This window comes from Pseudomonas sp. C2B4, assembly GCF_013359695.1.
Classification (GTDB): Bacteria; Pseudomonadota; Gammaproteobacteria; order Pseudomonadales; family Pseudomonadaceae; genus Aquipseudomonas.
The window spans coordinates 24071-48249 of the sequence record NZ_JABFMU010000010.1; the positions used below are offsets into that span (position 1 = coordinate 24071).

Annotated in this window: 24 protein-coding genes and 3 tRNA genes; 4 read left to right on the plus strand and 23 right to left on the minus strand. The window is 57.8% G+C overall.

Translation table 11 applies throughout. The features are described 5' to 3' along the window. Position 1 precedes the first annotated feature (1 nt). Positions 2–778: a TatD family hydrolase gene (locus HNQ83_RS09850; protein WP_175388768.1), complete on the plus strand. Its 777-nt coding sequence runs from the start codon at positions 2–4 to the stop codon at positions 776–778. Here HNQ83_RS09850 and HNQ83_RS09855 read toward each other — a convergent pair whose 3' ends face one another. The 4 genes from HNQ83_RS09855 to ampD all read right to left on the minus strand — a co-directional run bounded on the left by HNQ83_RS09855 (position 779) and on the right by ampD (position 5095). Further along, entirely contained in the window at positions 779–1168 is a 390-nt protein-coding gene (locus HNQ83_RS09855; protein WP_175388769.1) for a hypothetical protein, read from the minus strand. Between the two features lie 259 nt (positions 1169–1427). Beyond that, the gene (locus tag HNQ83_RS09860) at positions 1428–3458 is read right to left on the minus strand and encodes a methyl-accepting chemotaxis protein (RefSeq protein ID WP_175388770.1); all 2031 of its coding nucleotides are present in this window, start codon (positions 3456–3458) and stop codon (positions 1428–1430) included. A gap of 228 nt (positions 3459–3686) precedes the next feature. Then, positions 3687–4523 carry a regulatory signaling modulator protein AmpE gene (ampE, locus tag HNQ83_RS09865; protein WP_175388771.1) on the minus strand — a complete coding sequence of 279 codons (837 nt, stop codon included), beginning with the start codon at positions 4521–4523 and terminating at the stop codon, positions 3687–3689. Further along, positions 4520–5095 carry a 1,6-anhydro-N-acetylmuramyl-L-alanine amidase AmpD gene (ampD, locus tag HNQ83_RS09870; protein ID WP_175388772.1) on the minus strand — a complete coding sequence of 192 codons (576 nt, stop codon included), beginning with the start codon at positions 5093–5095 and terminating at the stop codon, positions 4520–4522. The genes ampE and ampD overlap by 4 nt, the downstream gene beginning before the upstream one ends. A 215-nt stretch (positions 5096–5310) precedes the next feature. Between ampD and nadC the strand changes: the two genes are divergently transcribed. Continuing rightward, complete coding sequence (gene nadC, locus HNQ83_RS09875; protein WP_175388773.1) at positions 5311–6159, plus strand: carboxylating nicotinate-nucleotide diphosphorylase; 849 nt, start codon at positions 5311–5313, stop codon at positions 6157–6159. A 51-nt stretch (positions 6160–6210) separates the two neighbouring features. On the opposite strand, the gene HNQ83_RS09880 is transcribed toward nadC, so the two are convergent. Then, positions 6211–6516, minus strand: a complete 306-nt coding sequence (locus tag HNQ83_RS09880; protein ID WP_175388774.1) for a DUF6388 family protein — start codon at positions 6514–6516, stop codon at positions 6211–6213. A gap of 298 nt (positions 6517–6814) precedes the next feature. Between HNQ83_RS09880 and HNQ83_RS09885 the strand changes: the two genes are divergently transcribed. Then, positions 6815–7321 carry a hypothetical protein gene (locus HNQ83_RS09885; RefSeq protein ID WP_175388844.1) on the plus strand — a complete coding sequence of 169 codons (507 nt, stop codon included), beginning with the start codon at positions 6815–6817 and terminating at the stop codon, positions 7319–7321. 9 nt (positions 7322–7330) lie between these two features. Here the strand turns inward: HNQ83_RS09885 and HNQ83_RS09890 are convergent. The 16 genes from HNQ83_RS09890 to rlmE form a co-directional block, all read right to left on the minus strand. Continuing rightward, a tRNA-Thr gene (locus tag HNQ83_RS09890) sits at positions 7331–7406 on the minus strand. A 139-nt stretch (positions 7407–7545) separates the two neighbouring features. Beyond that, positions 7546–9651 (minus strand): polyribonucleotide nucleotidyltransferase, encoded by a 2106-nt coding sequence (gene pnp / locus HNQ83_RS09895; protein ID WP_175388775.1) that lies wholly within the window; start codon positions 9649–9651, stop codon positions 7546–7548. Between the two features lie 203 nt (positions 9652–9854). Continuing rightward, positions 9855–10124 carry a 30S ribosomal protein S15 gene (rpsO, locus tag HNQ83_RS09900; protein ID WP_011332409.1) on the minus strand — a complete coding sequence of 90 codons (270 nt, stop codon included), beginning with the start codon at positions 10122–10124 and terminating at the stop codon, positions 9855–9857. Positions 10125–10241: 117 nt separating this feature from the next. Next, positions 10242–11159: a tRNA pseudouridine(55) synthase TruB gene (gene truB, locus HNQ83_RS09905; RefSeq protein ID WP_175388776.1), complete on the minus strand. Its 918-nt coding sequence runs from the start codon at positions 11157–11159 to the stop codon at positions 10242–10244. 3 nt (positions 11160–11162) lie between these two features. Further along, positions 11163–11564, minus strand: coding sequence for a 30S ribosome-binding factor RbfA (gene rbfA / locus HNQ83_RS09910; protein WP_095193994.1), 402 nt, complete (start codon positions 11562–11564; stop codon positions 11163–11165). Between the two features lie 159 nt (positions 11565–11723). After that, positions 11724–14249 (minus strand): translation initiation factor IF-2, encoded by a 2526-nt coding sequence (gene infB, locus HNQ83_RS09915; protein ID WP_175388777.1) that lies wholly within the window; start codon positions 14247–14249, stop codon positions 11724–11726. Positions 14250–14276: 27 nt separating this feature from the next. After that, positions 14277–15758, minus strand: a complete 1482-nt coding sequence (gene nusA / locus HNQ83_RS09920; protein ID WP_175388778.1) for a transcription termination factor NusA — start codon at positions 15756–15758, stop codon at positions 14277–14279. Between the two features lie 47 nt (positions 15759–15805). Beyond that, positions 15806–16264, minus strand: coding sequence for a ribosome maturation factor RimP (gene rimP / locus HNQ83_RS09925; RefSeq protein WP_110966294.1), 459 nt, complete (start codon positions 16262–16264; stop codon positions 15806–15808). Positions 16265–16402: 138 nt separating this feature from the next. Continuing rightward, a tRNA-Met gene (locus HNQ83_RS09930) sits at positions 16403–16479 on the minus strand. A 97-nt stretch (positions 16480–16576) separates the two neighbouring features. Continuing rightward, a tRNA-Leu gene (locus tag HNQ83_RS09935) sits at positions 16577–16662 on the minus strand. A 22-nt stretch (positions 16663–16684) separates the two neighbouring features. Beyond that, positions 16685–17068 carry a preprotein translocase subunit SecG gene (gene secG, locus HNQ83_RS09940; protein ID WP_017336473.1) on the minus strand — a complete coding sequence of 128 codons (384 nt, stop codon included), beginning with the start codon at positions 17066–17068 and terminating at the stop codon, positions 16685–16687. Positions 17069–17072: 4 nt separating this feature from the next. Beyond that, positions 17073–17828, minus strand: coding sequence for a triose-phosphate isomerase (tpiA, locus tag HNQ83_RS09945; protein WP_175388779.1), 756 nt, complete (start codon positions 17826–17828; stop codon positions 17073–17075). 66 nt (positions 17829–17894) lie between these two features. Next, positions 17895–19232, minus strand: coding sequence for a phosphoglucosamine mutase (gene glmM, locus HNQ83_RS09950; protein ID WP_175388780.1), 1338 nt, complete (start codon positions 19230–19232; stop codon positions 17895–17897). 16 nt (positions 19233–19248) lie between these two features. Beyond that, entirely contained in the window at positions 19249–20100 is an 852-nt protein-coding gene (folP, locus tag HNQ83_RS09955; protein ID WP_175388781.1) for a dihydropteroate synthase, read from the minus strand. 8 nt (positions 20101–20108) lie between these two features. Beyond that, entirely contained in the window at positions 20109–22019 is a 1911-nt protein-coding gene (gene ftsH, locus HNQ83_RS09960; RefSeq protein WP_077046416.1) for an ATP-dependent zinc metalloprotease FtsH, read from the minus strand. A gap of 200 nt (positions 22020–22219) precedes the next feature. After that, a complete protein-coding gene (rlmE, locus tag HNQ83_RS09965; RefSeq protein ID WP_008057410.1) occupies positions 22220–22849 on the minus strand; it encodes a 23S rRNA (uridine(2552)-2'-O)-methyltransferase RlmE in 630 nt (209 codons plus the stop codon). 101 nt (positions 22850–22950) lie between these two features. Between rlmE and HNQ83_RS09970 the strand changes: the two genes are divergently transcribed. Then, on the plus strand, positions 22951–23259 hold the full coding sequence (locus tag HNQ83_RS09970) for a YhbY family RNA-binding protein (protein ID WP_007942889.1): 309 nt from the start codon (positions 22951–22953) through the stop codon (positions 23257–23259). A gap of 9 nt (positions 23260–23268) precedes the next feature. Here HNQ83_RS09970 and HNQ83_RS09975 read toward each other — a convergent pair whose 3' ends face one another. Then, positions 23269–23673 carry an MFS transporter gene (locus HNQ83_RS09975; RefSeq protein WP_175388846.1) on the minus strand — a complete coding sequence of 135 codons (405 nt, stop codon included), beginning with the start codon at positions 23671–23673 and terminating at the stop codon, positions 23269–23271. 28 nt (positions 23674–23701) lie between these two features. Continuing rightward, complete coding sequence (gene greA, locus HNQ83_RS09980; protein WP_175388845.1) at positions 23702–24178, minus strand: transcription elongation factor GreA; 477 nt, start codon at positions 24176–24178, stop codon at positions 23702–23704. Position 24179: the final 1 nt, after the last annotated feature.

Consider the following 24179-nt stretch of genomic DNA (forward strand, 5'->3'; position numbering starts at 1 on the left):
CGTGGAGCTGATCGACACCCACACCCATCTGGATTTTCCGGACTTCGACGCCGATCGTCAGGCGCTGCTGGTCGAAAGCCGCGCCCTCGGCGTGCGGCGGATGGTGGTGCTGGGGGTGTATCAGGACAATTGGCAGCGGGTCTGGGACCTGGTGCAAAGCGATCCCGACCTGCACGCCGCCCTCGGTTTGCACCCGGTGTACCTGGACGACCATCGTCCTGAACATCTGATGCAGCTCGGTGACTGGCTGACGCGCTTGAGCGGTCATCGGCAACTGTGCGCAGTGGGCGAAATCGGCCTGGACTACTTCATCGAAACCCTCGATCGTGAACGCCAGCAAGCCTTGTTCGATGCACAGCTGCAACTGGCGGCAGATTTCAATCTGCCAGCGCTGATCCATGTACGGCGCAGCCATGCGGCAGTGATTGCCACGCTCAAACGCTTTCGCCTGAAGCGTGCCGGCATCATCCACGCCTTCGCCGGCAGCCGCGAAGAAGCCCGGGAATACATCAAGCTCGGTTTCAAACTTGGCCTGGGCGGTGCCGCAACCTGGCCTCAGGCCCTGCGCATGCATCGGGTCCTGGCCGAGTTGCCGCTGGATTCGGTGGTACTGGAAACCGACTCACCGGACATGGCACCCGCCATGTTTCCCGGCCAGCGCAACAGCCCGGCGCACTTGCCGGCGATCTGCACGGCACTGGCCGGGATCATGGCGGTCAGCCCCGATCGACTGGCCACCTTCAGCACCGCCAATGCCTGTGAGTTGTTCAACTGGTAGTCAGTCGATGTGGGCCTTGGCGGCCGCCAGAATCAGCGTCATGTGCTGACGCTGGCGGGCCAATCGAAGGGCAATGAAGTAAACGAAAATCGCCACCAGCGAAAAATTCAGCTGCTCCACGACACTGATCAAACCAACCCACTCCAGCACCAGCGCGACCAACAGCGCCGTGCAGACCATGATCAAAAGACTCGCCTTCAACATGGCCAATGAGTCGAGGGACTTGAAGCGTTTGATCTGTTTCGGGTCGTTCAACTGCAAGGTTTTCTGGCAGTGGGAACAGGTGAAGGGCTCATTGATTGCAATAGCATTGAGCTGCCAGGGTTTGAGTAACAGCGTGCACTGGCAATGGGCGCAGTGCCCCTGGATTCCAAGCGTTGCAACAGTCATGACCGGGCTTCCTCCAAGCGGACAGTGAAGTGGATCTTCCCTCATTGAAGACGAAAAACCAGAGTGCGGAGGAAAACAGGAGGATCCTCACTCATACAGGGAAAAAGTATTACAGGAAATTCCGCAATGCCTCCAGCCGAAATCAATTCAATGTGGGAGCGAGCCTGCTCGCGAAGGCGATGCCACATCCAGCATCGATGTGACTGGCAGACCGCTTTCGCGAGCAGGCTCGCTCCCACATTGTTTATCGCGGTGTTCGTTAAACCCGAAATGCGCTGATCAACTGCTTCAACTCCATCACCTGCATCGACAAAGCCCGGCTGGCATCCTCGGTCTGGTGCGCCCCTTCGGCGGTGCGTTCACCGGCGCGGTTGATCTCGACGATGTTCTGGTCGATGTCATGGGCCACGGCGGTTTGTTGCTCCACGGCCGCAGCGATCTGCTGGTTCTGGTCGACGATCATCCCCACCGCATCGAGGATGTTCTCCAACGCCTGCTGGACCTTTTCCGACTGACCTACCGTGCCGTTCGCCATTTCATGGCTGACGCCCATCGCCTTCACCGCCGCACCAACGCCACCGTGGAGTTTGGCGATCATCTGCTCGATTTCCTCGGTCGACTGCTGGGTACGCTTGGCCAACGTCCGAACCTCGTCCGCCACCACCGCGAAACCACGCCCCTGCTCCCCGGCCCGCGCCGCTTCGATGGCGGCGTTCAGTGCCAACAGGTTGGTCTGTTCGGCAATGCTCTTGATCACTTCCAGCACACGACTGATGGACTGGCTGTCGCTGGCCAGCTGATTGATCACCAGTACCGATTGATCGATCTCGCTGGCCAGCGCGGCGATACTGCCCTGCTGGGATTGCACCAGCCCGCGGCCGCTGATGGTCTCGTCGTTGACACTGTGGGCACTGCTGACCGCCGCCGCTGCACTGCGCGCCACCTCCAGGGAGGTGGCGGACATCTGATTCATTGCCGTGGCAACCTGCTCGATCTGCGTGCGTTGCCCGGCCACGGCCTGGTTGCTTTGTGCGGAGACATTCTCCACCTGCCCGGCCTGACGCTCTACCTCGCTGACGGTATGTCCCACGCGCTCGATCAGGTCATGGATTTTTTTCACGGTGCCGTTGAACACCTCGCCCAACTCACCCAGTTCGTCACGGCTATTGGCGCTGAACGTGACGGTCATATCGCCTGCCGCCACTTTATCCATCACCCCGCCAAGGCGTTTAAGCGTGGTGCGGGTCGAGGCGTAGAAACCGCCATACAGGTAAAAAATCAACACAAACACCACCGACAGCGCCACGGCCTGCAAGATCATGTGAGTGCGGTTCTGCTCCAGGCGCTGTTGCAACTGGGTGCCGAGAAACTTCAGGGTGGCTTCATTGAGCTGGAAAGTCTGGTCCATCAGGCCGGTGACCTGGTCGTAAAAAGCCTGCCACGGTGCATCCAGCGTGTCGGCCATCACCACTTGCTCTTCAAAGAGCTCGCTGGCTTTTTTCAGCGACGCCCTGCTGCTATCGGCCTGGGCAGCCAGCGTTTCCCGTGCGGCTTTGCTGGAGGCCAGGGCGTCCTGCAATTTCAGGCCATATTCGGCCTGGAGCTTTTCGATCTGCGCCAGCAACTCATCGAAACGGGTGCTCGACGACGAATTGAGAAAGCCCTGCCCCAGCGAATAAGAGCCCATTGCCCGACCGTCGCCCAGGACCTGGGTGACCGCTGGTGTCACGCTGGTGACGAGTTCGCTGAGCTGACGCATGTCGCTTTGGTTGTCACGGCTCAGACCGGCCTGACTGGCAATGATCTGGCTGAAGATTTGTGCGCTGCCCACCAATTTGCCGATCAAGGCACTTTTGCTTTGCAGGGATTTTTCCGCTTGTTGAGCCTTGAACGCTGCGATCATTTCATCGCGCTTGCCATTGAACACCACGATCTGTTCCGGATCGGTGGTCATCGCCGCCAGCCCTTGCAGGCGCGTCAACACACCTTGCTCCAGCGTGCCGATCTGTGATTCGAGATTGCCGGCCTTGCCAGACTGACCGAGGGCAACGTTGATCTGCACCAGGTTGTTCAGGGTTTCCAGATCACGTCGCAGGGTCAGGCTGCCGCCCAACAGATCGAGGCTCTGCAGTTCGACCCGGGTGCCCTGGAATTCACGATAGGAGTCACGCACCAGATAGAAGTTGGTCACCAGCATCGGCACCAGGAACAGAACACTGATCAAGCTGAACTTCATGCCGAAGCTCAGGCGGTTCATCAGCGCGACGGCGGGATAGAGCAAGCTCTTCACTGGAAGTCTCCCCTTGATTTCTTATTTTTATTGGTAGGCGCAGCCGGGCAGCAGATAGCCACTATCCGTCGCCATCTCTATATAGCTCAAATCAAGGGAGGGTTTTGTAACTTAAGGTTAACGGCAAAAGATCGCAGCTTGCGACAGCGCCTACTCGGACCGTGTGACTGACACGAATCTACTGCAGGAGCTGCCGCAGGCTGCGATCTTTTGATTTTGAACGACGAATCAGGGCAACACAGTCCACAACGCAAACCCCGCATACCAGAGCACCGCCGCTCGCAGCAGCAGCTCCCAGATCCGGTCGAGGTTGTTGATGCCTTCAGGCCCGACCATCGGGGCCGGGATTTCGGCGGCCACCAGCCCGGCCTTCTCGATCAATTGGGCGGCGCTGATGTTCCAGTTCAGCAGTTCGTGCAACATCACCCGGCTGACCGCGACAAAGTTGCCGACAAGGGCAAAACTCGCCGCCAGCAGGCGCACCGGCACCCAATCGAACGCGTGGCGCAATTGCCCGGCGCGTTCGGTTACCGCAGGGTTCTGTCCATGTTCTTCAGCCAGGGCCAGTAGCCGGTAACTCAGGGCAGCGACCGGTCCCAACAGGAAATACCAGAAAATCACCGCGAAAAAACTCTGGTAGGCCTCCCACAGCAAATGCCCTTCGACCTGTTCCAGCAGTTGCTCGCCGCTGTCAGCGCAGATATCGAGGTCACGTTTGGCGACATGAGCCGCGGCTTGCAAGTCCTCTCGGCGCCAGGCATCGCGAAACGGCCCGAGGCCACCCAGCAGATCGCCGCGCCCCAAACTGTAAATCACCACCAACAGGTGCACCGGCAGCGCCAGCAAGCCGTAGGCCACCGGGTCCAGCACCAGCAACAGCAAACCCAGCAGCGCGACTGGCAACAGCACCAGCACGACCAGAACCAGCCATGGGCTTTTTGCCATGCGTGGATTGGATTCAAGCTTGTGCAATTCGCGCACCCAACCGCCATCTCGTTGAATCTGATGACGCAGTGCCGAGAACTTCTCGATCCACACCGCCAGCAGCAACACCAGAAAACTCATTGTTGTTCCTCTTTTTCCGAACCTGCTTTCGCCAGGCCCCCGCGATAGCGTGCCCAGTCGAACGCCGGCCCCGGATCGGTCTTGCGCCCGGGCGCGATGTCGCTATGCCCGCAAATGCGCTGTGGGGTGATGGCCGTGAAGGTGCTTTGTAGCTGCCGGGTCAGGGTAATCAACGCGTCGTACTGAGCATCGGTGAACGGCAGATCATCCGTGCCTTCAAGCTCGATGCCCACGGAAAAATCGTTACAGGTCTCCCGTCCCTCGAAACTCGAAACCCCGGCATGCCAGGCGCGCTCAAGGCAGGAGACAAACTGGGTGACGGCACCGTCACGCTCGATCAGAAAATGCGCAGACACTCGCAGGTCGGCAATCCCCTCAAAGTAAGGGTGCTCCGTGACATCCAGGCGATTCTGGAAAAACTCCTGCACCTTGCCGGTGGCGAACTGCGCTGGCGGCAGGCTGATGTTGTGAATCACCAGCAGGGAAATTTCGCCCGTGGGGCGCGCATTGAAGTTGGGCGAGGGGCACAAACGCACGTCCTGGCACCAACCGCTCGCGGGGTCCAACTGCATACCGATTCCTTCAACGACGACTGTATTGCTGCCCAGTATGCCGCGATAGACCCTCCGGACGCGATCACTTGCCGCGATTGAGACGCAACGGGCCGTTCGTCAGTGTGCGGGAATCGACCAAATGCAGACTCCGCAGCGTCAGGAACGTCGCGGATGCCTTGGGTTGCTTCGCGCCATGGCCCTATAATCGGGCGACTTTGTTTGTGGAGCCCGTTATGCCGAATCTACGTCTCGCCGATCTGACCGCCGAAATCGAAGCCAACGTGCGCCGTGCGTTGCGCGAGGACATCGGTAGCGGCGACATCACCGCGCAATTGATCCCGGCTGAACGCCTGGCCAAAGCCACCATCATTACCCGCGATGCCGCTGTCATCTGTGGAACCGCATGGGTGGATAACGTGTTTCGGCAACTGGACCCACGAGTGGCGGTGCACTGGCAAGTCGCCGATGGCGAACGGGTCAAACCCAATCAAGTGCTGTTCCACCTCGAAGGCCCGGCCCGCTCTCTGCTGACGGGAGAGCGCAGCGCACTGAATTTTCTGCAGTTGTTGTCCGGCGTCGCGACTCGCGCGCAATACCTGGCGGACTTCGTGGCCCAGACACAAGTGAAACTGCTCGACACCCGCAAGACCTTGCCGGGTCTGCGCCTGGCGCAAAAATACGCCGTGACCTGCGGTGGTTGCCACAATCATCGCATCGGCTTGTATGACGCCTTCCTGATCAAGGAAAACCATATCGCCGCATCCGGGGGTATTCCACAAGCCATCGCCGCCGCGCACAAAATCGCGCCGGGCAAACCGGTGGAGATCGAAGTGGAGAGCCTGGATGAGCTGAAGGAGGCCCTGGCGGCGGGTGCCGACATCATCATGCTCGACGAACTGAGCCTGGATGACATGCGCGAAGCCGTGCGTCTGAACGGCGGAAAGGCCAAGCTGGAAGCCAGTGGCGGGATCAACGAGAGCACGTTGCTGCCGATCGCTGAAACCGGCGTGGATTACATTTCGATTGGGGCGATGACCAAGGATGTGAAGGCTGTCGACCTGTCGATGCGTTTGAGTCTCTGATCTCTGCACGCGATGAAAAACGCCAGCCTCGATAAGGCTGGCGTTTTTGTCTCAGACCACCAGATTGTTCATCTCGCAGTACTCTTCCCACTCGACACCCAGCACCTCGGCCGCTTCTTTATGCAGCTTCAGGCGCTCGGCTTCGTACTCTTCCGGGGTTGTGGTGTACTTGAGCGTCAGCTCCCACGGCTGCAAGCCCTGGGCCTCTGCTTCATCCTCGAATGCCCACTGGATCTGGTCTTTTTGATCATCGGGACTCAAGTCCTTGATCTCGTCCATCAACTCGGGTGCATCCAGCGCGTACTTTTTCAGCGCTTCTTCGTGTCTGGCTTCCTGGCTCAACTCTTTTACGGTCATGTTGTTCTCGCTGATCGGGGGAATGGAAGATGGATCTGGATCATCAAGGATCTCTCTGACGCAAAAAACCGTTAGACGCCCGGTTTATCTGGCCTTCAGGACCATTCTGGATCATCTGAAAACTGCTGGGCGAAGCTCATGCAGGCTCCGAATATAGGATGTTTGTCGGACGATTTACACGACTCTTTACATCAATCCCACAAAAAACCGCACTTTCCGTCAGTGGTGCCTGGGAACATAAGTCAAAACACCAAGTCATAGCGATGTGCCATATAGCACTTCACAAGGAACCTCAGTGATGCGCAGTTTTTCGAAGCATTCGTCTTCTCTGTCCGCAACCGTGATAGCTACCCTGCTGGGTGCCATGGCGTTGCCAGGCACCGCGCAGGCCGGCATTGAAGTGAGCAATAGCTCCGCGTATCCCAGCGATAAAATTACCGCCATTCACAATGAGTTCGGCAAAGACGTACTGATCAAATCAGATGTTGACGTCGGCGACCTGAAAAAAATGCAGGATACCCTCAACGATCAGGCGCGCCAGATCGAAGAACTCAAGCGCAGCAGCGGTTCCAGCTCTAGCTACAGCAACAAGGAGATCGAGGAGCTCAAGCGCACGATCAAGGAGCAGGAGCGTGACCTGGAAAATCTCGGCAAACAAGTGGAAGAACTCAAGCGCAACAGCGGCTCCAGCTCAAGCTCGAACAACAGCGAGATCTCGAACCTCAAGCGGGAAGTCAGTGATCAGGATCGCGAAATGGATCAGCTCAAACGCACTGTCGAGGAGTTGAGTAGAAAAGTGAAATGAGGTGCAGCGTGGTGCCCGAGACAGGAATCGAACCTGCGACCTTCGCGTTACGAGTGCGCTGCTCTACCGACTGAGCTACACGGGCAGTGGGCTAAACCTAGCATCACGTAGCGATACCGGCAACTTCAGCCAGCGCCTCAGTTCTTCCCGTACAAAAAAAGGCCCCGCAGTTTTCACTGCGGGGCCTTTTTTACGACGTTGTAGCCGTCAGGCTGGAGGGGTGATTAAACGCCCGAAGCCTTGGCTGCTGCTACGTCCTTGATGGACAGCTTGATACGGCCGCGGTTGTCCACGTCCAGTACCAGAACTTCCACTTCCTGGCCTTCTTTCAGGATGTCGGTCACTTTCTCAACGCGAGCGTCGCTCAGCATGGAGATGTGAACCAGACCGTCCTTGCCAGGCAGGATGTTGACGAATGCGCCGAAGTCGACGATGCGCTCAACCTTGCCGACGTAGATCTTGCCGATCTCGGCCTCGGCGGTGATGCCCAGGACGCGCTGACGTGCTGCTTCGGCCGCTTCCTTGGTTTCGCCGAAGATCTTGATCGAACCGTCGTCTTCGATGTCGATCGAAGCCTTGGTCTCTTCACAGATCGCACGAATGGTCGCGCCGCCTTTACCGATGACATCACGGATTTTGTCGGTGTCGATTTTCATCGCGATCATGGTCGGAGCGTTGGCCGACAGCTCGGTACGCGATTGACCAATGATCTGGTTCATCTGGCCGAGGATGTTCAGGCGCGCTTCCAGGGCTTGGCCCAGGGCGATTTCCATGATCTCTTCGGTGATGCCTTTGATCTTGATGTCCATCTGCAGCGCGGTGACGCCTTTGGCGGTACCGGCTACTTTGAAGTCCATGTCGCCCAGGTGGTCTTCGTCACCCAGGATGTCGGTCAGGACGGCGAATTTCTCGCCTTCTTTAACCAGACCCATGGCGATACCGGCAACCGGCGCCTTCATCGGCACACCGGCGTCCATCAGGGCCAGGGAAGCGCCGCAAACGGAAGCCATCGAGCTCGAACCGTTGGATTCGGTGATTTCCGAAACCACGCGGATGGTGTACGGGAACACGTCAGCGGCAGGCAGCATGGCCGAAACCGAGCGACGGGCCAGACGGCCGTGACCGATTTCACGACGACCAGCACCACCCATGCGACCACACTCGCCTACCGAGAACGGAGGGAAGTTGTAGTGCAGCATGAACGGGTCTTTTTTCTCGCCTTCCAGGGTGTCCAGCAGTTGGGCGTCACGGGCGGTGCCCAGAGTTGCAACGACCAGAGCCTGGGTTTCGCCACGGGTGAACAGAGCAGAACCGTGGGTTTTTGGCAGAACACCGACTTCGATGTTCAACGGACGTACAGTCTTGGTGTCGCGACCGTCGATACGTGGCTTGCCGTTAACGATGTTTTCGCGAACGGTGCGGTATTCGATTTCGCCGAAAGCTGCTTTGACGTCAGCAGCGGAAGGCTGGCCTTCTTCGCCGGACAGCTTGGCAACGACCTGGTCCTTCAACTCGCCCAGGCGAGCGTAACGGTCGGCCTTGACGGTGATGGTGTAAGCCTGGGAGATCGCTTCGCCGAACTCGGCACGGATCGCACCCAGCAGTTCGGTGGCTTCTGGCGCAGGAGCCCAGGTCCAGGTTGGCTTGGCAGCTTCGGCAGCCAGTTCTTTAACGGCGTTGATCACAACCTGGAACTCGTCGTGAGCAAACAGTACAGCGCCCAGCATCTGGTCTTCGGTCAGCTCTTTGGCTTCCGATTCAACCATCAGCACAGCGTCCGAAGTACCGGCAACGACCATGTCCAGGCTCGAAGCAGCCTGTTGCTCGTAAGTCGGGTTCAGCAGGTAGCCGGTGCTTTCGTGGAAAGCAACGCGCGCAGCGCCGATCGGGCCATCGAAAGGAATGCCGGAGATGGCCAGGGCAGCCGAGGTACCGATCATCGCAGCGATGTCCGGATCGGTCTTCTTGCTGGTGGAAACGACGGTGCAGACAACCTGCACTTCGTTCATGAAGCCTTCTGGGAACAGCGGACGGATCGGACGGTCGATCAGTCGGGAAGTCAGGGTTTCTTTCTCGGAAGGACGGCCTTCGCGCTTGAAGAAACCGCCAGGGATCTTACCGGCAGCGTAAGTCTTTTCCTGGTAGTGAACAGACAGAGGGAAGAAGCCCTTGCCTGGATCGGCTTGCTTGGCACCGACTACGGTCACCAATACGCTGACGTCGTCGTCAACGGTGACCAATACTGCGCCGGAGGCCTGACGGGCGATACGGCCAGTCTCGAGGGTAACGGTCGACTGACCGAACTGGAATTTTTTGATTACCGGGTTCACGGTGTCCTACCTTCTTTGTGGCTCTTGGGGGAACTGGTTTCTTGCGAAATTCTTGGGCAACGCCGGGAATCGGCCCGACCGGTTGTCCGGAGTACACAGGTAAAGCAGGTATCCAGATAAAACTTGAGGCTGGGAGCCTGCCATGCGCTGGCGGGAAACCCGCTGACGCACGACAGACAACCAACCTCTAGCGCAATCGCTTATTAGCGACGCAGACCCAGGCGAGCGATCAGAGCGCTGTAACGGCTCACGTCCTTGCCTTTCAGGTAGTCCAGCAGCTTACGACGCTGGTTAACCATGCGGATCAGACCACGACGGGAGTGGTGGTCTTTACCGTTGGCCTTGAAGTGACCTTGCAGTTTGTTGATGTTGGCGGTCAGCAGTGCAACTTGCACTTCTGGCGAACCAGTGTCACCAACGGCTTGCTGGTAGTCAGCAACGATTTGAGCTTTTTCTTGAACGTCGAGAGCCATGAGACAATCCTTTTATCAGGAAACTGTTTCAGAAAAACAGTTTCAACAGGCCAGGGACAAATCCCTGTATCTAAAAATGAGTAGTGACCGTGCCTGTTAACAGCCACCCTCGTCCGGTCATTCTGACCGAATCAGTCGACGCGGCGCGATACGCCCGTCTTCGCTCACTTCACCGATACCGATGAAGCGACCATTGTGATCCTGTACCCGCACCATGCCGAACTTCGGAGCATCCGGGGCACGTACCGGCTGGCCGTTGAGCCAGTAGAACGCGCTCGCTTCCGAGAACTGTAACAGTGGCCAATCCAGCAGGCCGCTGTCCGATGGCATCAGGAAGCGATCAACCGCTTCGTTGCCGCCTTCGGCATGTACCGCTTCCAGCTCTTCCAGGGTAACCGTCTGCGCCAGGGTGAATGGCCCGGCCTGGGTACGTCGCAGTTCTGCAACGTAAGCGCCACAACCGAGTTGCTCACCGATATCCTCCACCAGGGTGCGGATATAGGTGCCTTTGCTGCAATCCACCGCCAGCCGCGCAGTATCGCCTTCGAAGGCCAGCAATTCCAAGCGCGTAATAGTAACAGAACGCGGTTCGCGCTCCACTACTTCGCCAGCACGAGCGAGCTTGTACAACGGTTGCCCATCACGCTTGAGAGCCGAGTACATCGGTGGTATCTGACTGATTTGCCCACGAAATTTCGGCAACGCGGCCTCGATTTCGGCGCGACCAACGGTCACTGGGCGTTCCTGCAAAACTTCACCCTCGGCATCGGCCGTGGTGGTGGTTTTGCCCAGTTGCGCCAGGGTTTCGTAACCCTTGTCGGAATCAAGCAGATACTGCGAGAACTTGGTCGCCTCACCGAAGCACAGCGGCAACACGCCGGTGGCCAGCGGATCGAGACTGCCGGTGTGTCCGGCCTTCTCGGCGTTGAGCAGCCAGCGAACTTTCTGCAGGGCTGCGTTGGAGGTGAACCCCAACGGTTTGTCGAGCAGGATGATGCCGCTGACATTACGACGGATACGTTTGACCTGAGCCACCGATTACTCCTTGGTGTCTTCGGCTTCTGCCGCAACCGGATGCTGATTGTCTTCAGCCACTGCACGTTCGATCAACGCGGACAGATGCGCACCGCGCACGACGCTCTCGTCGTAGTGGAAGTGCAACTGTGGAACGCTGCGCAGCTTCATCTCGCGAGCCAACTGCATGCGCAGGAAACCGGCTGCGGAGTTGAGCACCTTGATGCTTTGTGCGATGTCTTCGCGGCTGTCCTGCCCCATCACAGTGATGAAAATCTTGGCGTGACCGACGTCACGGCTGACTTCCACAGCGGTAATGGTGACCAGGCCGACGCGCGGGTCTTTGACTTCACGACGGATCAGCTGTGCCAGCTCGCGCTGCATTTGATCGCCGATTCGTTGGGTACGGCTATATTCTTTTGCCATGTCTTGTTACCTGTTGCTGCCCCATGGTGAAACCCACGAGGTCTGAAAGCGGCAAACGCCCGGCCTGACAAAAGCCAGACCGGGCGTTGCGTTTAGAGTCCGGGCGATGCGCCGTGCATTTGCATGCGGCTGGCCATCACGGCTCTTGAAGTGCGCGAGTTAGAGGCTGCGAGCAACCTGAACCTTCTCGAAGACTTCGATCTTGTCACCGACCTTGACGTCGTTGTAGCTCTTCACGCCGATACCGCATTCCATGCCGGCACGCACTTCGGAAGCGTCATCCTTGAAGCGGCGCAGGGATTCCAGCTCGCCTTCGAAGATAACGATGTCTTCACGCAGTACACGGATTGGACGGTTGCGGTGAACAACACCTTCGATAACCATGCAACCGGCGATCGCGCCAAACTTCGGCGAACGGAACACGTCACGCACTTCGGCCACACCCAGGATGTTCTCGCGAACATCACTGCCGAGCATGCCGGTCAGGGCTTTCTTCACGTCTTCGATGATGTCGTAGATCACGTTGTAGTAACGCATATCCAGACCTTCCTGCTCGACGATCTTGCGAGCGCCGGCATCGGCACGCACGTTGAAGCCGAACAGTACAGCGTTGGAGGCCAGTGCCAGGTTGGCGTCGGACTCGGTGATACCACCGACACCGCCACCGACTACACGCACTTGCACTTCGTCGTTACCCAGGCCATTCAAGGCACCGTTCAACGCTTCCAGCGAACCACGGACGTCAGATTTGAGGACGATGTTGAGCGTCTTCTTCTCTTCCTGACCCATGCTTTCGAAGATGTTTTCCAGCTTGCCTGCGTGAGCACGAGCCAGTTTGACTTCGCGGAACTTGCCTTGACGGAACAGAGCTACTTCACGGGCTTTCTTCTCGTCGGCCACAACACTCATCTCGTCGCCGGCATCCGGGGTGCCGTCCAGGCCGAGAATCTCGACAGGGATAGCTGGACCGGCTTCCTTGATTGGCTTGCCGTTCTCGTCGAGCATGGCGCGAACACGGCCATAGTTCGAACCGACCAGGACCATATCACCCTGACGGAGAGTACCGTCTTGAACCAGAACGGTAGCCACCGGACCACGGCCCTTGTCCAGACGCGATTCAACCACGACACCACGGCCAGGAGCCGAAGGCGTAGCCGTCAGTTCCAGAACTTCGGCTTGCAGCAGAACGGCTTCGAGCAGTTCGTCGACACCGGTACCCATCTTCGCCGAGACCGGTACGAATGGAGTGTCGCCACCCCAATCTTCCGAAGTCACGCCATGTACCGACAATTCGCTACGGATGCGATCGAGGTCGGCACCCGGCTTGTCGATCTTGTTCACTGCCACGACCAGCGGAACGCCAGCGGCCTGGGCATGCTGAACAGCTTCGATGGTCTGCGGCATCACGCCGTCGTCCGCTGCAACCACCAGGATCACGATGTCGGTCGCCTTGGCACCACGGGCACGCATTGCGGTAAACGCGGCGTGACCCGGGGTATCGAGGAACGTCACCATGCCACGGTCGGTTTCAACGTGGTAGGCACCGATGTGCTGAGTAATACCGCCGGCTTCGCCAGCAGCTACCTTGGCACGACGGATGTAGTCCAGCAGGGAAGTCTTACCATGGTCAACGTGACCCATTACGGTCACGACCGGCGCACGGGCAACGGCCTCGCCTTCAAACTTCAGGGACTCGGCCAGGGAATCTTCCAGGGCGGTATCGCTGACCAGGGTCACTTTATGGCCCAGTTCTTCAGCAACCAGCTGGGCAGTTTCCTGATCCAGTACCTGGTTGATGGTCGCTGGCGTACCCAGTTTGAACATGAACTTGATGATTTCAGCAGCCTTGACCGACATCTGCTGAGCGAGATCGCCCACAGTGATGGTCTCGCCGATCTTCACTTCGCGCACGACAGGGCCGGTTGGGCTCTGGAAACCGTGGGCGTTGCGCTTCTTCAGCTTGGCCTTGCCGCGACCACCACGACGGAAGCCATCGCTTTCTTCGTCGGTAGTACGCGGGGCAACGCGTGGAGCAGGCGCCTTTTCCTTGACCGATGCACGATGCGGAGCGTTTTTGCGCTCGCCATCGCCGCCACCGCGACGATTGTTGTCGTCGGCACGTGGCTTGTCCGGACGACGCTGTTCGTCGCGCTTGCGAGTGTCCGCCGCAGGAGCCGGGGCAGCCGCAACAACCGGAGCGCTTTCGCGCACAGGCTCGGCAACCGCAACAGGCGCTGCAACAGGTTCGACAGGAGCGGTCGGCGCAGCAGCAGGCTGGCGACGCGCTTCTTCTTCGGCGCGACGCTTGGCTTCTTCTTCAGCCTTCTGACGTGCAGCATTTTCTACTGCGCGACGTTCTTCCAGTTCACGCTTGCGCTCGGCTTCGATTTCTTCCGGGCTGCGCTGTACGAAGACTTTCTTCTTGCGTACTTCAACGCTGATGCTTTTGCTGCCAGCAACACGCAGGGTGCTGGTGGTTTTACGCTGCAGCGTGATCTTGCGTGGTTCTTCCACTTTCGCCTTGTGGCTGCTTTTCAAGTGAGTCAGCAAGGATTGCTTCTCACTGTCAGTCACATGTTCTTCGGCGGCGGTGTGCGGCAGACCTGCCTCACGCATCTGCTGCAACAGGCGCTCTACCGGTGTTTTGACCTCATCGGCCAGTTGTTTCACCGTGACTTGCGTCATGCACTTCTCTCCTCAGGCCGCGCCTAATTACTCGAACCAATGGGCTCGGGCGGCCATGATCAACTTGCCGGCACGATCATCGTCAATGCCGTCGATGTCGAGCAGGTCGTCAATAGACTGCTCGGCCAGGTCTTCGCGGGTAATTACGCCGCGCACCGCCAGTTCCATCGCCAAATCCTTGTCCATACCCTCAAGCGAGAGCAGGTCTTCGGCCGGATGGGCGTCTGCCAGCTTTTCCTCAGTAGCGATGGCTTTGGTCAACAAACGATCCTTGGCACGAGCGCGAAGCTCGTTGACGATATCTTCGTCAAAGCCGTCGATGTTGAGCATTTCTTCCAACGGTACGTAGGCAATCTCTTCCAGGCTGGTGAAGCCTTCATCTACCAGCACCTGAGCCAGTTCTTCGTCGACTTCCAGCTCGTCGATGAAGTTGCGCAGGATGTCGCCGGTTTCTGCTTGCTGTTTAGCCTGGATGTCCGATTCGGTCATCACGTTCAGGGTCCAGCCAGTCAACTGGCTAGCCAGACGCACGTTCTGACCACCGCGACCGATGGCCTGAGCCAGATTGTCTGCGCCAACGGCGATGTCCATGGCATGGGCATCTTCGTCAACGATAATTGCCGCAACCTCGGCCGGGGACATGGCGTTGATTACGAACTGAGCCGGGTTGTCGTCCCACAGGACGATATCAACACGCTCACCGCCCAACTCACCCGACACTGCCTGGACGCGCGAACCGCGCATACCGATGCAAGCGCCCTGAGGGTCGATGCGTTTGTCCTTGGAGCGGACGGCGATCTTGGCGCGCGAACCCGGATCACGGGACGCTGCCATTACTTCGATCAGGCCTTCAGCGATTTCCGGCACTTCGATGCGGAACAACTCGATCAGCATTTCCGGCGCGGTACGCGACAGAATCAGCTGCGGGCCGCGGTTTTCGGTGCGGATTTCCTTGAGCAGCGCGCGCAGGCGCACGCCAACCCGGAAGGTTTCGCGGGAAATGATGTCCTCACGAGCCAGCAACGCTTCGGCGTTGTTACCCAGGTCAACGATCACGTTGTCGCGGGTTACTTTCTTGACGGTACCGGAGATGATTTCACCCAGGTGCTCGCGATAAGCGTCAACAACCTGAGCGCGCTCGGCCTCGCGGACTTTCTGCACAATGACTTGTTTAGCCGTCTGCGCAGCGATACGACCGAACTCGATAGACTCGATCTTCTCTTCGACCACGTCGCCGACCTTGGCGCCAGGATGCGTTTCGGCAACCTTGCTCGGCCAGGTTTCGATGGCCGGATCGTCCAGGTCTGCTTCTTCGACGACCGTCCAGCGACGGAAAGTTTCGTAAGCACCGGTGTGGCGATTGATTTCCACACGCAGATCGACTTCGTCCTCGAAACGCTTTTTGGTAGCAGTGGCCAGAGCCAGCTCCAGCGCTTCAAAAATCACGTTTGCCGGTACGCCCTTTTCATTGGATACCGACTCAACAACCAGCAGTACTTCTTTGCTCATCGTACGCCTCGCCTTTCGCAAGCCATTGGATCCGCGGGATCCGCGTCTCAGTCAAAACTGGGAATAATGTTGGCCTTGTCGATCATATCGATCGGCAACAGGAACTCATGGTCATCTACCTGCACCACGACATCCTGCTCTTCTACACCGCGCAGAAGGCCCTGAAAGTTGCGTCGACCTTCAAAAGGCGAGCGCAGCTTGATCTTCACTTGTTCACCGGCAAATTTTGCAAACTGCTCAAGAGTGAACAGCGGGCGTTCCATGCCAGGCGAGGAAACTTCAAGGGTGTATTCAACGGCGATTGGATCTTCAACATCCAGCACACCGCTGATCTGACGGCTGACAATGGCACAATCGTCCACCAGCACGCCGCCCTCTTTATCGATATAAACGCGCAACATTGAGTGGCGACCTTGAGCCGTAAACTCAATACCCCAGCATTCATAGCCTAGGGCCACGACCACCGGGGCCAGCAAGGCCTGCAACTCTTCTAGCTTGCTCGACACCTGAACCCCCTAGTGCATGTATGTGCATGCTATGCAAAATAAAAAAATGGGCTAAACGCCCATCCTTGAAACGCCGTCGAACAGCGGCGTTGAAAGTGTCCAGCTAACAAAAAGCCCCTTAAAAGGGGCTCCTTAAACTGGTTGCGGGGGCCGGATTTGAACCGACGACCTTCGGGTTATGAGCCCGACGAGCTACCAGACTGCTCCACCCCGCGACAAAGCTGGGGCGGAAGTATACGACCGATCCCTGACAGGGTCAATGTAACCTTCCACCTGCAAGAAAGCCCGCAACAGCGGGCTCTCCTGACTAATTGGTACCGAGAAGGGGACTCGAACCCCTACACCCTATGGGCACAACCACCTCAAGGTTGCGTGTCTACCAATTCCACCACCTCGGCAATACTACGTTTGAAACCCTTCTTACTTCTGCTCTTGAGCTGGAGGTACGTCAGTCGCTGGAGTAGCCGACTTTTGCTCTTGAAGCACCGGGACATCATCAGAAGCCGGTTGTTGCTTTGGAACTTCCAACACCGCTGGATTTGGGAGACCTACTTGAGTCAGCTGGTGAGCCTTCTCTTTAGCAAAGTAACCTAACCCTAAGCTGGTTATGAAAAAACCTGCGGCAAGTATAGCAGTAAACTTACTAAGAAAGGTAGAGGAACCTTGGCTTCCGAACACAGTATTTGAAGCACCTGCTCCGAAAGACGCGCCAGCATCCGCACCCTTACCCTGCTGCAGCAATACCAGAGCCACTACGCCCAATGCACCCAGCAGATGAAAAACGACTACGACTGTTTCCAGCATTTTTTCAGTTTCCCGCGGCGCGACAAATCGCACCGAACTCATCTGCATTCAGGGAAGCCCCACCAATGAGGCCCCCATCGATATCCGGCATGCCGAACAGTTCGACCGCATTGGCCGCCTTCACGCTGCCGCCGTATAGAAGCCGCACACCTTGCGCGACTTCAGAATTCTCTGCCGCCAACTGAGCGCGAATGGCTGCATGCACATCCTGCGCTTGTTGCGGCGAAGCAGTCAGCCCGGTGCCAATGGCCCAGACCGGCTCGTAAGCAATTACTGCCTTTGCAAAAGCTCCGACACCCAGCTCCTCGATGATACTGCCCAGCTGACGCGAGACAACCTCAAGAGTTTTTCCGGCTTCGCGCTGCTCGAGGGTTTCCCCTACACACAACACCGGAATCAAGCCACATGCCTGTGCCGCTGCGAACTTGCGATTCAGCGCTCCATCCTGCTCGCCCATGATGAGGCGACGCTCGGAGTGCCCGACAAGTACGAAGGAACAACCTGCATCCACTAACTGACTCGGCGCAATCTCACCGGTCAATGCACCTTGCCCGGATTCCACCGCAGAGTTCTGCGCGCCGACCGAAATCGACTTTCCTTTCAAGCCATCAATCACTTGATTGATATGCAAGTAAGGCGGGAATACCGCGACATCAACACCGCTCGGCAAGGCCATTTGACTCAGGCCATTGATCAGCTCAGCGACGCTGGCGCGGGTACCGTGCATCTTCCAGTTACCAGCTACCATAGGGCGACGCATGCTGTACCTCGTCGGTCAAAGTGGGCGCAGATGTTACCCAACACAATCATGGCTGGCAAGCCGAATTCAGGCAGAAACTTCAGTAACCAGTTTTGCCAGCTCTTCGGCGTAGCCGCGAACCTGTGTTTCGTCCTCACCTTCGACCATAACGCGCACCAGCGGCTCTGTACCGGACTTGCGCAACAGGACACGCCCACGCCCCGCCATGGCCTTGGTTACACGCTCACTGGCCTCCTTCACCGACGGGTGATCGAGAGGACTAGCACCGCCACCGAAGCGCACATTGATCAATACCTGCGGACACTTCCGCAGCGCCTGGCGAGCCTGAGCCAACCCTTCGGAGCGAGTTTTCAATGCCATCAGCACCTGCAACGCTGCAATGATCGCATCGCCGGTGGTGGTGTGATTGAAGCAAACGATATGCCCCGAGTTCTCGCCACCCACCAGCCAGTCGCGCTCCAACAGATCAGCAATTACATAACGGTCACCGACATTGGCACGTACGAAGGGAATACCCAGATCTGCCAAGGCCAGCTCAAGACCCAGGTTACTCATCAACGTACCGACTACACCGCCCTGTAACTTGCCGCGCTCATGCAAATCGCGGGCAATGATGAACAGAAGCTCATCACCATCGACGATGGTACCCGTGTGATCAACCATCAGAACGCGGTCGCCATCACCATCGAAGGCAATACCCAGATCAGCATGCTCAGCCAGAACAGCGGCCTGCAATTGACCCATGTGGGTCGAACCGCAGTTGTCGTTGATATTCAATCCATTGGGTTGCGCGGACAGAACTACAACATCGGCGCCCAACTCACGGAAAACGCTAGGCGCTACTTTGTAAGTCGCACCATGGGCGCAATCGAGAACGATTTTCAGGCCCGAGAAGCTTGTGCCGGTCGGTACACTGCTCTTGCAGAACTCGATATAACGACCAGAGGCGTCATTGATTCGCGAGACCTTGCCGATCTTGCTCGACTCGACCACCGTCATCGGCGCATCCAGCAACTCCTCGATCATCAGCTCCAGCTCATCCGGCAGCTTGGTGCCCTTGCCGGAGAAAAACTTGATGCCGTTATCGTCGTGTGGATTGTGCGAGGCGCTGATCACAATACCGGCCTCAGCCTGGAATGTGCGCGACAGATAGGCAATTGCCGGTGTCGGCATAGGGCCGAGCAGCATCACATCAGCACCCGCCGATGTCAGACCCGCTTCAAGTGCCGATTCGAACATGTATCCGGAAATCCGGGTGTCCTTGCCGACCAGTACCTTGCAGGCACCCATCTTGCGGAACGCCATACCCGCAGCCCAGCCGAGCTTGAGCATGAAGTCAGGAGTAATCGGGTATTCACCGACTCGGCCACGAATGCCGTCAGTACCAAAGTATTTCCTAGTCATAAGCGCTCCATCATTCTTATTCGGCTGATTCCACTGCGGCGATCATCCTCACCACATCGACTGTTTCGGCCACATCATGGACGCGCAATATACGCGCCCCCTTGTGTGATGCCAGTGCCGCCAGGGCGAGCCCACCATACAGGCGCTCATCCACCGGGCGACTCAAGGCCTGGCCTATCATGCTCTTGCGAGAAACCCCGACCAACAGGGGCCGCCCCAAGGCATGCAAAGCTTCCATATGTTTGAATAAGCTTAGATTGTGCTGCAAGGTTTTTGCGAAGCCAAAACCCGGATCGAGAATTATCCGCTCTGCCGCAATACCCACCGACGCACACTGAGTCATGCGCTCGGCGAGAAACTCACCGACTTCTCTCGTGACGTCCTGGTACTGCGGATTGTCCTGCATATCGCCCGGCTCACCCAGCATATGCATCAGACAGACCGGTAAACCCGTTGCCGCTGCCGCATCAAGCGCACCGTCACGACGCAACGAACGCACATCATTGATCAAACCAGCCCCCAACCGCGCGGTTTCTCGCATGACGGCTGGGGTGGAGGTATCGACCGAGATGATCACATCCAATTCACGGTGAATTCGCTCGACAATCGGGGCGACACGCTCAAGCTCTTCCAGTGGCGAAACCGCCCTGGCGCCTGGCCGTGTGGATTCACCGCCGACATCGATCAGTGTCGCGCCGGCTGCCACCATCGCCTCGGCATGGCGCAAGGCCGCATCGAGCTGACTGTACTGGCCGCCATCGGAGAAGGAATCGGGAGTGACATTGAGAATGCCCATGACATGCGTCTGGGCCAAATCAAGAACCCGGTTGCCGCAAGGCAACCGGGTCGAGGACTGAACAGAAGTCATTTCAAACCTTAAACGTCAGCAGCCGGACCGCCGATAGGTGTTTGCGGACGCTCATCCTGCACCGCCGGAGGCGTCCCGGAAGTACCGGTACCGCCCGACCAATCGCGAGGTTCGCGAGGCGTACGCCCCGCCATGATGTCGTCGATTTGCTCGGCATCAATCGTCTCGTACTTCATCAGGGCATCAGCCATGGCGTCTAGCTTGTCACGGTTGTCCGTGAGGATTTGCTTGGCGGTGCCGTAGCACTGGTCGATGATACTGCGCACTTCGGAGTCGATCAGCTTGGCTGTCTCACCGGAGAAACTTGCATTCTGGCCACCGCCGCCGCGACCGAGGAACACTTCACCTTCCTCTTCAGCGTACATCAGCGGACCGAGTTTCTCGGAAAGACCCCATTTGGTCACCATGTTCCGTGCAATCTGGCTGGCACGCATGATGTCGTTGGACGCACCAGTGGTGACGCCATCGAAGCCCAGAGTCATTTCTTCAGCGATACGACCACCGTACAGCGAGCAGATCTGGCTGATCAGCGCGCGCTTGGACAGGCTGTAGCGATCCTCTTCCGGCAGGAACATGGTCACGCCCAGCGCACGACCGCGCGGGATGATCGAGACCTTGTACACCGGATCATGCTCAGGCACGACGCGACCGACAATGGCGTGGCCGGCTTCGTGATAAGCGGTGTTCTGCTTTTCTTTCTCGGACATGACCATGGATTTGCGCTCAGCGCCCATCATGATCTTGTCCTTGGCCAGTTCGAACTCTTTCATTTCGACGATGCGCTTGCCTGCACGGGCAGCGAACAACGATGCCTCGTTCACCAGGTTGGCCAGGTCGGCACCGGAGAAACCAGGGGTACCACGAGCGATCACTGCCGGAGCAACGTCGTCACCCATTGGCACTTTGCGCATGTGAACCTTGAGAATTTGTTCGCGACCACGGATATCCGGCAGACCGACCACGACCTGACGGTCGAAACGGCCCGGACGCAGCAGCGCAGGGTCCAGTACGTCAGGACGGTTGGTGGCGGCAATCACGATGATGCCGTCGTTCATTTCGAACCCGTCCATCTCCACCAGCAATTGGTTGAGAGTCTGCTCGCGCTCGTCGTGACCACCGCCCATGCCTGCACCACGATGGCGACCAACGGCGTCGATTTCGTCGATGAAGATGATGCACGGCGCGTGCTTCTTGGCCTGCTCGAACATATCGCGAACACGGCTGGCACCGACACCGACGAACATTTCGACGAAGTCGGAACCGGAAATGGTGAAGAAAGGCACTTTGGCCTCGCCAGCGATTGCCTTGGCCAGCAACGTCTTACCAGTACCTGGAGGACCGACCATCAGCACGCCGCGTGGAATGCGACCGCCCAGGCGCTGGAACTTGCCCGGATCACGCAGGAACTCGACCAACTCGCCGACTTCTTCCTTGGCTTCGTCGCAACCTGCAACGTCAGCCAGGGTAGTTTTTACCTGATCTTCAGAGAGCAGGCGCGCCTTGCTCTTGCCGAAGCTCATCGGCCCGCCCTTGCCACCGGCACCGCCCTGCATCTGGCGCATGAAGAACATGAACACGGCGATGATCACCAGGATCGGGAAGCTCGCGACCAGGAGCTGAGTCCAGATGCTTTGCTGCTCAGGCTGCTTGCCTTCGACCACAACGTGGTTGTCCACCAGGTCGCCGATCAGGCCGTTGTCCTGGATTGCCGGACGAATGGTCTTGAAGCTGTCGCCATCGTTGCGCTTGCCGGTAATCACGTAGCCATCAACCGCCACGCGTTCGACCTTGCCATCCTTGACCTGCTGGATGAAGTCGGAATAGTTGAGGGTCTGCGGCTCGTTAGGGCTGGAGAAGTTGTTCATCACTGTCACCAGGACAGCCGCGATGATCAACCACAGGATCAGATTCTTTGCCATATCGTTCAATTAACTACCCTCTGAAGCAAGCGCCGCTGATGGCGCGCGCTTCGCATGATATTCACCGGCCTAACTTACTACATTACCTACAACTCTGGCAGGCGCCGTCTGTAACCCTTTGTGAAACACTTCCTACACAATATTCGCTATTTCTCACAGGGCGAAATACGAAATTCCTATTGCCCCGCAAAAAACTCGCTTTATTCACTCCGGCCGCGGTAGCCCCAAGCCAGCATGTATTGCTCACGGGAACTGCCACGGGAAGAGTCCGGCTTGATCATCTGGACCTTGTCGAATTTCTGACGAGCGTCCTTCACGTAAGCATCAAACCCTTCACCCTGAAAAACCTTGATCACGAAATTACCACCCGGCTTGAGTATCCGAGCCGCCAGATCAAGCGCCAGCTCGCAAAGAAACATGGCTTTGGGCATATCTACGGCAGGCGTACCACTCATATTGGGGGCCATATCGGAAATCACAAGGTCCACCGGCGAATTACCCACGGCATCCAGGATCTGAGCGAGCACTTCGTCCTGGGTGAAGTCACCCTGGATGAAAGTCACGTCCGGAATGCTGTCCATTTCCAGGATGTCCGAGGCGATCAGACGCCCCTGACCACCGATCAGCCGGCTAGTGACCTGCGACCAGCCACCGGGTGCCGCCCCCAGGTCGACAACGGTCATACCCGGGCGGATCAGCTTGTATTTCTCCTGGACCTCCAGAAGCTTGTAACTCGCACGCGAGCGGTAGCCATCCTTCTGCGCCTGCTTCACATAGGGATCATTGACATGTCTTTTCAGCCAACCAAGGCTTGTCTTGGAACGCGCCATTGGGCACCTCGATGATAAGGGTCGTGATTAATTGGGCGGATCCACGAACCCTCGGGTAAAATGGCCGCCATTTTACAGAATCCAGACGAAAGGGTCAGATTATGCCGCTCACTCAAGAGCAGAAGAAACAGTACAAATCCATTGGCCACCACCTGAAACCAGTTTTGATTGTGGCTGACAATGGTCTGACTGAAGGTGTTTTAGCCGAGCTTGAACGCGCTTTGGCGGATCACGAGCTGATCAAGATCAAGCTCAACATCCTGGATCGCGAGTCGCGCCTGGCGTCCATTGCAGAGCTGTGCAAGGTCGGCAAAGCGGACCTGGTTCAGGTCATCGGCAAGATGGCATTGATTTACCGCAAGAACTTCAGCGTCAACAAGCAGCTGTCGAACGTCCATCGCTTCAAGTGATGGCAAGGGTCAAGGGTGCGCTTCGCGCGCCCTGCCACTCCATCCCGGCACTGGCTGCAACACCAGCACCAACCCTGAAAAGCCCAGGACGAGATAGCTGAATGCCATCCACCGCATCGCATCCGGCCAACCGATACGTACTGCGAAGTACATCGCGCACGCATACAGCGCCATCAGCAACAATTGCCCGCGAATATCCCGCCATAGACTGACAAGGCCCTCGGCCTGAACCAGCACCAAAGCCTGAAATACCACGCACGCCGCGGCAAATCCCACCATCAGCGCATTCAACACGCCTGCAATTTCATCAATCAGCAGCGGCGCCAGGCCAATTCGGCCCAGCACCGGCAGCAGACCGATGTGTAACAGCCACAAACCGCCGACCCATAGCATCTGGGTCAACTGCCAAAGCATGGCGCCCGCACGCAGCGGGCGCCTGCCTTTAGATGTGGCGAACTTCGACAATCTCGTACTCGATAACGCCGCTCGGCGTTTTGACCGCAACCACATCACCTTCTTCCTTGGCGATCAAGGCACGGGCAATGGGCGAGCCAACGGAGATCTTGCCGAGCTTGATGTCAGCTTCGTCCTCACCCACGATCTGGTAAGTCACGCTTTCATCGGTCTCGACGTTGGCGATTTCGACAGTCGTGCCGAAAATCACCTTACCGGTGTGAGGAATAGTCGTGACATCAATCACCACAGCGTTCTGCATGCGGCCTTCGATGTCACGGATCCGCGCCTCGACCATACCTTGCTGCTCGCGAGCAGCGTGGTATTCGGCGTTTTCCTTCAGGTCACCCAACTCGCGGGCCGTACCGATGTCCTGGCTGAGCTTCGGACGGACGACCTTGGTCAGGTGAGCGTGCTCTTCTTCCAGGGCGCGAGCGCCCTGAACGGTCATTGGGTACTTCGTTATG

Bases quoted from the DNA above. Each gene is read 5' to 3' on its own strand.
- HNQ83_RS09855 (WP_175388769.1), bottom strand. From the start codon at position 1,168: ATGACTGTTGCAACGCTTGGAATCCAGGGGCACTGCGCCCATTGCCAG.
- ampE (WP_175388771.1), bottom strand. From the start codon at position 4,523: ATGAGTTTTCTGGTGTTGCTGCTGGCGGTGTGGATCGAGAAGTTCTCG.
- ampD (WP_175388772.1), bottom strand. From the start codon at position 5,095: ATGCAGTTGGACCCCGCGAGCGGTTGGTGCCAGGACGTGCGTTTGTGC.
- nadC (WP_175388773.1), top strand. From the start codon at position 5,311: ATGCCGAATCTACGTCTCGCCGATCTGACCGCCGAAATCGAAGCCAAC.
- HNQ83_RS09880 (WP_175388774.1), bottom strand. From the start codon at position 6,516: ATGACCGTAAAAGAGTTGAGCCAGGAAGCCAGACACGAAGAAGCGCTG.
- HNQ83_RS09885 (WP_175388844.1), top strand. From the start codon at position 6,815: ATGCGCAGTTTTTCGAAGCATTCGTCTTCTCTGTCCGCAACCGTGATA.
- rpsO (WP_011332409.1), bottom strand. From the start codon at position 10,124: ATGGCTCTCGACGTTCAAGAAAAAGCTCAAATCGTTGCTGACTACCAG.
- rbfA (WP_095193994.1), bottom strand. From the start codon at position 11,564: ATGGCAAAAGAATATAGCCGTACCCAACGAATCGGCGATCAAATGCAG.
- infB (WP_175388777.1), bottom strand. From the start codon at position 14,249: ATGACGCAAGTCACGGTGAAACAACTGGCCGATGAGGTCAAAACACCG.
- nusA (WP_175388778.1), bottom strand. From the start codon at position 15,758: ATGAGCAAAGAAGTACTGCTGGTTGTTGAGTCGGTATCCAATGAAAAG.
- secG (WP_017336473.1), bottom strand. From the start codon at position 17,068: ATGCTGGAAACAGTCGTAGTCGTTTTTCATCTGCTGGGTGCATTGGGC.
- tpiA (WP_175388779.1), bottom strand. From the start codon at position 17,828: ATGCGTCGCCCTATGGTAGCTGGTAACTGGAAGATGCACGGTACCCGC.
- glmM (WP_175388780.1), bottom strand. From the start codon at position 19,232: ATGACTAGGAAATACTTTGGTACTGACGGCATTCGTGGCCGAGTCGGT.
- folP (WP_175388781.1), bottom strand. From the start codon at position 20,100: ATGACTTCTGTTCAGTCCTCGACCCGGTTGCCTTGCGGCAACCGGGTT.
- ftsH (WP_077046416.1), bottom strand. From the start codon at position 22,019: ATGGCAAAGAATCTGATCCTGTGGTTGATCATCGCGGCTGTCCTGGTG.
- rlmE (WP_008057410.1), bottom strand. From the start codon at position 22,849: ATGGCGCGTTCCAAGACAAGCCTTGGTTGGCTGAAAAGACATGTCAAT.
- HNQ83_RS09970 (WP_007942889.1), top strand. From the start codon at position 22,951: ATGCCGCTCACTCAAGAGCAGAAGAAACAGTACAAATCCATTGGCCAC.
- HNQ83_RS09975 (WP_175388846.1), bottom strand. From the start codon at position 23,673: ATGCTTTGGCAGTTGACCCAGATGCTATGGGTCGGCGGTTTGTGGCTG.